The organism is Protofrankia sp. CiP3, assembly GCF_917627345.1.
Lineage (GTDB): Bacteria > Actinomycetota > Actinomycetes > Frankiales > Frankiaceae > Protofrankia.
Genome location: NZ_CAKJTM010000137.1, coordinates 1 through 10120, shown reverse-complemented (window position 1 = coordinate 10120; position 10120 = coordinate 1). Strand labels below are relative to the sequence as shown.

Sequence of the window (10120 nt, the reverse complement as noted above, 5' to 3'; positions counted from 1 at the left end):
GCTCCGGCTCCGGCGGGCGGACACGGCCCGGCACCCGCGGGGCCGGCGGCCGGCGGGGGGCTGTCGGGTCAGCATGGCAACCGCACCCCGACCCGGCCAGTCAGGATTGCTCGGGCCAGGCGGGCTTCGGCCCGGGCGAGGCGCACCGCCAGCTCCTCGCCCGATCCCGTCCCGGTGTCCGCGCTGGGAGCGGCGGACAGATCGGCCAGCGGGATGCCGTCGAGCCGGGCTGCCTGGATCAGGTCGGCGTCGGCGGCGCTGAGTACACCGGCGACCACCGCCTGGGCGAGCACGTTCCGGGGTGCGCCCCACGGGGCCGGTGGCATCGCCGCCGCCACGGCCAGTGCGCTGCCGCCGCCGGGCTGTGCGGGGGCGTGGCGGTGGGCCTCGGCCAGCCCGGCCCGGTACGCCGCCCACGCCAACCGCACTTCCAGGCGTGGTGCCGACAGGGAGATCCGTCGTAGCCCGGTGAGGAAACCGGTGAGGATCTCCGCGTCGAGATCGGCGGGATCACCGGGGTTGCCGGCGGCGAGGCGGCCCGCGGTCCGCCGCAGCAGCGGCATCGCGACCCCGACCGCGCCGATCTGCCAGTCGGGCTCGTCCCGTCGGCCCACCAGATGGGTCCACACCGTATGGCGGGCCGCGGCCGGGATCGCGGGATGGGCCAGCAGGACCCGCAGTTCCCGCAATCCGACACGCCGCTGCGGCAATCCCGGGTGCATGACGGCCCCATCGACCGCCAGGCCGCCGGGCGCGGCGGTCAGTGTGGAAAAAGCCGCCTCGGCGGTATCGAGCACCGAACCGTCCACCGGAAAAGAAGGTGCGGAGCGGGTCATGGGCGGTGTCCTTTCACGCGGGTGCCGACAACACCTTTCGGAACCCAGGACGCCACACCCCACCTGACAGCCATCTGACGGAAATCTGACGCTGCTCGGCCGGCGCGCGCCGCGACCGGACGGTGCACTGCCGTTGCCCTGACGGTGCACTGACGGATAGCTGACGGATTACGCTGCCATCCGCCGGAGTTTCCCCGTGCGCACGGGTGTCAGACGGCCGTCAGACCGGTTCTGTTTCACTGCGATCCGTCCCTAGTGAATGCCGGCCGTTGTCCGCGTTCCGCACGGTGCAAAGCCCGCGGAAGCTGTGTCGTCGGCCCGCAGGATCCCCGGTTGAAAGGAGCGACAGTCATGTCCGCACCGCTGCCCGAACAACGGGCCGATGAGCAGCAATACGTCCCGTTGACGGTGTGGCTCGGGGAAACCACGCCGCCGCCCGGTCTGTCCCCCTCCACGCTGCTCCGGGCGATCGCCTTGTTCAGCCAGCCGAACGAGGCGATCGTGACCATCGACGGCCCGCCCGGCGTGCACGCCGCCGCGGATTATCTCCACCGGCGTCTCCACACCACCGCCCGCCACACCGGCACCGGCATGGTGACGCCGGCCGGTGGCAGCTTTCCCTGTCACACAGCCGGGCTGGTCATCGACTACCAGCCGGACATGGTCGACGCCACCGTCGATGATTTCCCCGATCCTTTCCTGGCTGACTACATCCACGTACGGGGAATCCTCCGACCCGGCGGCATATTCCTCGTCGTTATCGCACCCGTCCGCCCCCAGTTGGATGGTCTCGCGCGCACCATCACCGCCGCCCGCGGCGCCGGATTGCGCTACCTCCAGCACATCGTTGTCGTCACCGCCCCGGTCACCGACGATCGGCTTGCTCCGCCGGTGGCCGGTCTTCCCGTCGACGGCCGGTTCCTTATCCCGGTTCACACCGACCTGGCCGTGTTCACCACATCCGGTGGCCGCCGTGCCTGACCCGCGGCAGCCGATCCGGCCGCTGTCGGTGTGGGCGACCGGTCAGCAGCACCCCCGTCGCCAACGCGCCCACCGGTACAGTCCGGCGTCCACCGCCCATCCGGCGAAAATGCTGCCCGCGCTCGCCCGTCACATCATCGCGACGTTCACCCGGCCCGGCGATCTGATTCTTGATCCGATGTGTGGCATTGGGACCAGCTGTGTGGAAGCCGCGCACCTCGCCCGTCATGCCATCGGCGTGGAATATGAACCCCGCTGGGCCACGATTGCCCGTGCCAACGCCGCTCTCGCCGCCGGCCAGGGCGCCCCGGGAACGATCCGCATCATCACCGCTGACGCCCGCGGGCTGCCCGCGATCGCCCCGGCGGATGCGGCCGGAACGGTGGCGCTGGTCCTGACCTCTCCGCCGTATGGGAAAGCCACCCACGGCCAAGTCCACGCCGACCGCAGCCGCGGCGTCCACAAACGCGACTTTCAGTACGGTCACGGCGCGGGCAACCTCGCCCGCCACCTCGCCCGCCACGCCGGCCTGGTCCGCGCCGACCGTGCTGTCGCGCTGCTCGCCGGGCTGCGCGGCACCCGCCTGATTCCGCGGACCACGTTCTTCGCTCTGCACAACGCCCGGGCGGCCCGCGACGCCGGCATTCCACTGCACGTCGTTGCCCATGAGGACGTCCTCCTTCTGCGCCGGCTGGACGGATCCGGCCCTGGCCGGCGGGCCACATGAGGGGCGCCCAGCCCGCCGCCGGCCGATCTGACATGCCGGTGACCTGGAGAAACACCAATCTGACACGCTTTCGATCAACCCCGTCTGACGCGCCCTGACGGACGTCTGACGAATGTCTGACGGAATGTGCACAGGCAACGAGCGTCAGACCCGGCACCGCGGACACAGGCGGGCGACGACCGGTACAACGCCACCCCCGAGGGGTACGGTCCTGTCCGCTCGGGCTGCCGGGACGACGCCGGAGCGGGCGCCGAGCCGATAGCTTCCCCACATCGACCAGTGGCCCGCGCGCTTCTGAGGTGGCTTGTCCCGGCCCGTCCGTCGGCATGCCCGGGCCGTCCCCGTGGGGCGCTGTCGTCGCCCGTGGCGCACGGCCCCTGGATGTGTGGCCCGCACCGGGCCGGGCCCCGGTCTATGTCTTCCACCGACAGGAGCCTTTCGTGCCCTACTCTTCCTGGACCGCTGACCGTGTCATCGCGCTCGGGTCCACCACCACCCTCACCACAGCCGGGCAGATCCTCGGGATCGGCCGCACGAAAAGCTACGCCCTCGCCCGGACCGGCGCTTTCCCGGTTCCCGTCCGCCGGGTCGGAAACCGCTACATCGTCCCGGTGGTGCCACTTCTTGACTTTCTCGGTATCGATAAAGAATTCGGCGGTGTTCGCTTGACAGAAAACGATGGGTCGAGCCTTCATGGATACACAGATATACCAACCCGGCCGCCCCACCACACCAACCCGAGAAAGGCAACCGGTCATGGAAAAAGAGGGAACCAGCTATAAGCGATGCAGCTGCCGGGACGACAACGGCAGAGAACAGGGAAGAACCTGCCCGAAACTGCGCCGCACCAGCGGCGGATGGAATCCCACCCACGGCAGCTGGTACTACGCCATCGACCTCCCCCCGCATCCCGACGGGCGCCGCCGGTATGCCCGCCGTGGCGGCTTCCCCACCCAGCAGGCCGCCCAAGCGCAGATCGCCCACATTCAGGCACTGCTCGCGATTCCCAGCGACGACGATGACACCGGCCGGCGCCGTATCGCCGACCTCATCGCCACCGCGAACCGCCGGAAACAACCCCTACCCGGAATCGAGGACACCCACCGGCGTTTTCACCGCAACGCCGACCTCAGCCCCACCATGACCGTCGGGCAATGGCTCGACCAGTGGCTCACCGGCCGGAAAACCATCCGCAGATCCACCCTGCTTGGTTACACCTCGTATGTCACCTATCATCTCAAGCCCGCGATCGGTGACATCCGCCTCGACCGGCTTTCCGTCGCCCACCTCGACACCCTGTTCACCGCCATCGACACCCGTAACAGCACCATCCGCGCCGCCCGCGCCTCCACCGACCCCGACGTCCGGCTGTCCGTCCGCGGGCAGCGGCTCACCGGGAACGCCACCAAACAACGCATCCGCGCGGTCCTGCGCGCATCCCTGAACACCGCAATCAGACGCGGCCTCCTCACGCACAATCCCGCCGCCCACGTCGAACTCCCCTCCGGGAAACGCCCCAAAGCTCTCCTGTGGACCCCCCAGCGCGAAGCCCGCTGGCGCAAGACCGGGGACATCCCTTCACCGGTGATGGTGTGGACCCCCGCCCAGATCGGTGCGTTCCTCGACCGCGCCACCAGCCACCGTCTCTACCCGCTGTTCCGGCTCATCGCCTACCGTGGCCTGCGCCGTGGTGAAGCCTGCGCCCTGCACTGGGCCGACCTTGATTTTGACCACGCCACCATCGACATCCGCTGGCAGATCGCGCAACTGGGCTGGGCCACCGAAATGGACCGGCCGAAATCCGACGCCGGTGACCGCACCGTCTCCCTCGACACCGCGACCATGACGATTCTCCACGCCCATCAGGCCCGGCAGGACGCCGAACGCGTCGCATGCGGAGCCGACTGGCCCGACACCGACCTCGTTTTCACCCAACCCGACGGCCACCCGCTACACCCCAGCCAGATCAGCGACCTGTTCCACGAGATCGCCGACGCCCTGGAACTGCCACCGATCACACTGCGGGACCTCCGCCACGGCGCCGCGACCCTCGCTCTCGCCGCCGGCGCCGACCTCAAAGCCGTCCAAGAACTACTTGGCCACGCAACGATCACCCTGACCGCCGATACGTATACCCATCTCCTGCCCGAACTCGCCAGCGCCATCGCCGAGGACGTCGCCCGTCTCGTCCCCCGCACCCGCCACCCACGACACGATGAACGCCCTGCCCCCTGACCCAGGCGGCAGCCCGGCGCGGCCCCGCAGACACCCCACGGCCCGGACCTTTGTAGGTTTCCCCGCGATGATGGCAATCGATCGTGTGCGGCCTGGGGTTTCCTGTGTGGATGGCACTGGTTGTGCGTGCACCTACCGGGTTGGGTGACAGCCACGAGACGCGGGTCTCCCGACTCCCTGGAATATATCTATCCAAACGGGTTGAATCTTGTCCGAGATTCCGACCTGCCTGATAATTGCCAGGCAGGCGCTACTCGTCCGGGAGAGTTGCTAAGAGCGCCCGGCAATAGGGGCGTGGATCAAGGAGCGGGGCTGGGGTGCGTACATCGCAAGGCGGAGGAGGGAGCCACCCTGGTCTTTGGGGTGTCGACCGACGACAACGCAGCGAGGTGCGTGCCCCAGCCCCGCGACGCCGCGTCCCTATTGCCGGGCGCTCTAAATCGTCCAGGGGCGGCTACATCGGTGTCAGAAACGGAGTTCCCCGTTCTCGACACCGTCGACGAACGCCGCCCACGCGGCGCGGGAGAACGACAGCACAGGCCCGTCGGGGTTCGTCGAGTCGCGGACGACTACCCCGCCGTCATGCGCGCCGGCCTCGACGCACATGCCCCCGGCACCGTTATTGAAGCTGGACTTCTGCCGGAACAATCCATTCAACGGCCTGAGCCGTGCTGGCCTCGATCACATCGGAGCCGCGGGCGCTCCAACGCCGCCCGCACGGTTGGCTGCCGGGCCCTCGGGCAAGGGCGCTACTTGTCGAGCAGGTAGAGGTCGGTCACCGCCAAGCGCCGGCCATTACGGTGTCGTTCAGCGAGGTCCGGCCCGCCAGCGCTGTTGAGCAGACGTGCCCGCCTCGCCCTTCACAGCTGTGGATCTCTTGCGGAAGCAGGTACTCCTGACGACCTGAAGCCCGGGCCCGGACGTCCAAGCACAAGATCTGCGACAGAACCCTATGGGCTGGTGACCTCTTCGGCAGTGGACACGGTGACGGCACGACGAAGCCAGGTGCCGAGCTGGGCCAGATCGGTACAGGCGAGGATCTCCTCACGGATGCCCTCAGGCACATGCACGCCGCGCGTGTCGAGCACGGTCAACACCGCTTGGCCCTCACCACGGGCATCGACCTCACGCATGTAATCACCTTTTGTTTTGTGCTGGTTGATGACAGACTCGCGGCTTGTGGCCAGGGATAGGCCACCCGCCGTTGGCGGTGGGTAACGGTGGGATGCGGGATCGTCGAACTCTGGTACCTCGATGCCGTGACGCTGTGCCAGCTCACGGAAGACCGTGTTGTGGGGGTATCGGGCCAGAGCCGCGGCGAGGATACGCCGGTAGGGGGCGCGGACTGCGCCGTGATCGCATTCGTCGAGGATTTCGGCCCACCCCGACCTTGGCGACACCATGTCGAGGTTGGGGCGCCCCTCCCGCCCAAACCCGATGAGGGAGAGCACGGTCTCGGCGGCGGCGTCGGTCGGGAGGGTACGGGCCAATTCCTGCAGCAGGCTCACCCGCTCCAGGCCGGTCAACACGACGTCCTCGCCGGGCGCGAACGCCTGCCCGCCTGGGCGCTCTGCGGCCCGCACGCCGGTCAGTGCCGCAGCCGTGCCCAGGGTGTCCCGCACCCGGTCCAGTGCCGTGGCCAAGTAGAAATGGTCGTCGTCGAGTTGGCTTGCGAACCAGCTCGCCAGCCCCCGGTCGTCGGCGAACAGCCCCCGGTCGCCCCCGGCGCCCGGCTGCGCGTCCCGGCTCGGCGCCGGGCAGGCGTAGCCGGCCATGTTGGCGGTCGCGACCTCGACGGAGCGGCGCATCTCCCGCAGGTCGGCGGCGGCCGTGGCCAGCCGGTATTCCTCACGGCGCAGGACGGCCAGGCACTGCCCGGCATCGTGCGGCGAGGCGGAGGCGGCGTCCTGGCGGCTGTCGTCGAGCAGTCCGGCCGCGCCCGCGACGGCGCGGTCGGCGTCGCGGCGCAGGGCGCGCACCGGCGCCCCGCCCGCCCAGACGCGCAGGTGGTAGCGCAGTTTGGCCGCGTGCATGAGGTATTTGGCGAACGGCGTGACGGTCAGGCCGTGGGCACCGCCGCGGGTCCAGGTCCAGGTCCAGGAGCTGAGCTCGGCGTCACGGTCGTGCGCGGCGACCACCACGATCCGTCGGCGCAACCGCGCCTCTTCTTCGCAGTCGGCTTCCCACACCGCGAAGCCACCGGCCGTCGCCGTGCCCCGGGTGTCGAAGTCCGGGTGCGGCGCGGGGGCGGGCAGCAGCTCTCGGCAGGCGGCGCCGAGCGTGGCGGTCGGCTCGACTCGGCCCTGCTCGGGGTCGGCCAGCCGGGCGAGGTGGAGCTCGGCGGTGCCGAGCAGCCCGTCTGGAACCGGCTCACTCACCTGCACCCACATCCGGCTGAGTTCGGTCCAGGGGACGCCCGCCTCCGGGGGCGGGGCGAGCATCACCGACAGGCACAGGACGTCGTGCTCGCGGCGGAGCAGGCTTTGGAACACCCCGCTACCGGTGTGGCGTTGTGCCGCGAGCCCTGCCTGGACCCGGGTGGCGTCCGGCTGGTGTTGCTGGGGTGGGTTGGGTGGGACGCCGAGAGTGATGATCGAGGATTTCATGCCGAACTGGTCGCGGCAGCCCTGCCAGAGATGGCGGAGGTAGACGTAGAGATCCTCCGCGTGCGGCCCGCCGGTGGGGGCGAAGACGTGCACCGCGAGCTCCGGCGCGACCAGCAACCGGACACTACTGTCAGGCACCTGTCCCCCCGAATGGTGGTAGGCCGGATGCTGGTTGTCCTGACGGTAATCTTCCTCCATGAGGATGGACAATCACGAGACGTCGGCGCTGGCCTCGGTCGACGACCAAGCCCGTGACGAGGCGCTCGAGGTGCTGCGCGACGCGCACGACTGGACGGCCACCACGGAATGGTGGAGCGAGTTCGACGAGGTGCTCACCAGGTTGCAGGCCACCTGGGATGCCGGGGACGGCAAGGCGTTCCGGCGCGCGACGTCCGATCTTGAGGCCCTCAGTGCGGAGCGCGCGAACGACGCCGGCAAGGACTCCAAGACGCCGCCTCCACCTCCCACACGGGATATCCTCAACGACACCATCCACAACATCGGCAGCAAGTAGCCGACCGGCCTCGCTCCGTCTCGATGCCGGCATGACTCTCGGTGGGCGCTGCCGTCATCGCCCCTGATGGCATCCACGCCCGAGCGGTGCTCGGCTCGCCGCTGCCGGTCGATCTATGCACCGCTCGCGAAGGGCAGATCGTCGGCCAACGGCCGTCAACGCCCTGCGAACCGTCTCCCTCCGGACGGCGTTCAGGTTCAGCTGCCGGCGTGCACGAACGCTGCCCATATCGATGGGCGGTCCGAATACCGTTCTCGTAAGTAGAGGGTCGCGTCGTGCAGGGCGAACGGTGAACGGTCGACACGATATTCGCCGGCCACAGCGAGACGGTCGTAGAACGTGGCCACGGCCCTGCGCGTGGGCCACTCCCGGACCGGCCACAGCGTAGCCACCACGTGCCGGTAGCCGGCGAGCTGGAACGCCGAGGCCAACTGGATCGCCTCGTCGGTGAGGCGCCCCCCGGGCCGGGCGGTCGCGCAGGCCGACAGGACCGCCAACTCGGCGCCGTCCAGGCGCAGCCGGGCCACGTCGACCACCCTCAGCGGCCGGGTCTGGTGGTCGTGCAGGAGCAGGTGGCTGGCCGAGGGGTCGGCCGGGTCGGCCATCCCGTGGCAGGCGAAATGAACCCACCGCGCGCCCGGGAGGGCGGCCAGCACCGCCTCGTGGGTGGCCTCCGGTCCGGTAAACACCCTGACCTGGCCGGGAAGGCGCTCGGCGAGCCCTTTGGCCTCGGCATGGGCGCCGCTCAGGTCGGCGGCACCGGGGGTGTGCCCCATGGCCACCGCCAAGACCCGGCCCCTGGCACCGGCCGTGTTACCGCTCTTGTCGTCCAAGAGTGGGTGGCGGGCGTGGGTCAGCGCGCGGATCGTCGGGGTGTAGGAAGAGACCACCCGGTCGATCACCGTGGCCGGGTAGTGCCGGGTGTCGTGGTGGCCGGCGGCGTGCACCGGGAGGAATGACAGCAGCCCCGAGATGCACCACCACATCCGCGGCCACGGTTCCCCTTCTTCGGGCGGGCCGTGGATGCCCAGCCGGTCGAGCACAGGGTGGGCCAGGGTGTCCCACAGCCAGCCGAGGACTTCGTCGAGCCGCCGCTCGGCGTCCGCCCCGGTGGCGGGCGAACCGATGGCGGCGCGGGCGTCAAGGAAGCCGACCACCCGCTCGTAGACGACTTCCGGCGTCAGGCCGGGCAGCGGCACCGGATCGACACCCGCGCTGGTCAGTACCAGGGCGTGGGAACCGAAGGAGGAGACCGCGACGACTACGACCGGGCCGCCGGTGGCCGCCGCCCGCAGCTGCGCCACCGGCGGGGGCAGCAGGAAGTCCTCGAAGCCGCCCAGCTCGCGGATCCCAGCGATCAGCCGGTCGAACTCCGCGACCGCAGCCTCCCGCCGCGCCCGCGCCGCAGCGGCGGTGGCTCCGGAGGCCACCCGCGGTGGCGTCCCGGGCACGATGGGCTCGTGGACTCGGTCGAGGTCCTCACACAGGTCGGTGAAGCGCCTAGCCGCCTCCGGGTGGCCTTCGGCGAGCGCGGTCAGGTCGGTGCGGGTGTCCAGCGCCTGCCCGAGCAGCACGCCCCGGCCCTGCTCGAACAGCTCCACGGCCCGCTCGGTCAGGCCGGCGCGCACGCAGCAGGCCGCCGCGTCCGCGGCCAGCCCGGCCGTCTCGGCGAGTAGGTGCTCCTGGTCGGCGCGCACGAGGCTACGCGGCGCGACCCGTGCCAGCAGGTCGACCGCGGCGTCGAACCCCGCCGCCGCCTCTGCCCATCGGCCTCCGGTGCCGGCGGCGCGTCCCCAGCCGCGGGCCGCTGTCGCCCGTACTCGCGGCGGCGCCACCTCGACGTCCACGGCGGCCCGGCCGGCGTCGACGGCGTCGTCGAGGTCGGCTTGGGCGCCGGTCCGCCCGAATCGGGTGCGCAGGGCGAGGCCGAGGTTGGACAGGCGTCCGGCGCGGTCGGGGTGGTCGGAGGCGGTGGCGGCCACGGCGGCCCGCCCGGCATCGACGGCGTCGTCGAGGTCGGCCAACTCGCCGGTCCGCTCGAACCGGGTCTGCAGGGCATTGCCGAGGTTGAACAGGTACATGGCGCGGTTGGGGTGGTCGGTGGGGGTGGCAGCCACGGCGGCCCGACAGGCGTCGACGGCATCGACGGCGTCGTCGAGGTCGGCCTGGGCGCCGGTCCGCTCGAACCGGATGCGCAGGGCGGCACCGAGGTTGGACAGGT

At 70.5% G+C, this 10120-nt stretch carries 9 protein-coding genes; 5 read left to right on the top strand and 4 right to left on the bottom strand.

All coding sequences use genetic code 11. The annotated features are described in order from the left end of the window. Nucleotides 1-68: 68 nt before the first annotated feature. Nucleotides 69-836: a hypothetical protein gene (locus MJ797_RS24195; protein WP_239341594.1), complete on the bottom strand. Its 768-nt coding sequence runs from the start codon at nucleotides 834-836 to the stop codon at nucleotides 69-71. Nucleotides 837-1187: 351 nt separating this feature from the next. Between MJ797_RS24195 and MJ797_RS24190 the strand changes: the two genes are divergently transcribed. The 4 genes from MJ797_RS24190 (at nucleotide 1188) to MJ797_RS24175 (ending at nucleotide 4779) form a co-directional block, all read left to right on the top strand. Next, complete coding sequence (locus tag MJ797_RS24190; protein ID WP_239341592.1) at nucleotides 1188-1817, top strand: hypothetical protein; 630 nt, start codon at nucleotides 1188-1190, stop codon at nucleotides 1815-1817. Beyond that, nucleotides 1810-2544 carry a TRM11 family methyltransferase gene (locus tag MJ797_RS24185; protein ID WP_239341590.1) on the top strand — a complete coding sequence of 245 codons (735 nt, stop codon included), beginning with the start codon at nucleotides 1810-1812 and terminating at the stop codon, nucleotides 2542-2544. The genes MJ797_RS24190 and MJ797_RS24185 overlap by 8 nt, the downstream gene beginning before the upstream one ends. A gap of 440 nt (nucleotides 2545-2984) precedes the next feature. Further along, nucleotides 2985-3326, top strand: a complete 342-nt coding sequence (locus MJ797_RS24180) for a hypothetical protein (protein WP_239341588.1) — start codon at nucleotides 2985-2987, stop codon at nucleotides 3324-3326. Then, nucleotides 3301-4779 (top strand): tyrosine-type recombinase/integrase, encoded by a 1479-nt coding sequence (locus MJ797_RS24175; protein ID WP_239341586.1) that lies wholly within the window; start codon nucleotides 3301-3303, stop codon nucleotides 4777-4779. The genes MJ797_RS24180 and MJ797_RS24175 overlap by 26 nt, the downstream gene beginning before the upstream one ends. A 465-nt stretch (nucleotides 4780-5244) precedes the next feature. On the opposite strand, the gene MJ797_RS24170 is transcribed toward MJ797_RS24175, so the two are convergent. Together MJ797_RS24170 and MJ797_RS24165 are read right to left on the bottom strand one after the other, a co-directional pair. After that, nucleotides 5245-5427, bottom strand: a complete 183-nt coding sequence (locus MJ797_RS24170) for a DUF397 domain-containing protein (protein WP_308128367.1) — start codon at nucleotides 5425-5427, stop codon at nucleotides 5245-5247. Between the two features lie 302 nt (nucleotides 5428-5729). After that, nucleotides 5730-7523, bottom strand: coding sequence for a CATRA conflict system CASPASE/TPR repeat-associated protein (locus MJ797_RS24165; RefSeq protein WP_239341582.1), 1794 nt, complete (start codon nucleotides 7521-7523; stop codon nucleotides 5730-5732). A gap of 58 nt (nucleotides 7524-7581) precedes the next feature. On the opposite strand from MJ797_RS24165, the gene MJ797_RS24160 reads away from it, so the two are divergent. Beyond that, nucleotides 7582-7899, top strand: a complete 318-nt coding sequence (locus MJ797_RS24160) for a CATRA system-associated protein (protein ID WP_239341580.1) — start codon at nucleotides 7582-7584, stop codon at nucleotides 7897-7899. Between the two features lie 197 nt (nucleotides 7900-8096). Here MJ797_RS24160 and MJ797_RS24155 read toward each other — a convergent pair. Beyond that, nucleotides 8097-10120: CHAT domain-containing protein (locus MJ797_RS24155; protein WP_239341578.1), on the bottom strand; the 2024-nt coding region annotated here is incomplete at its 5' end.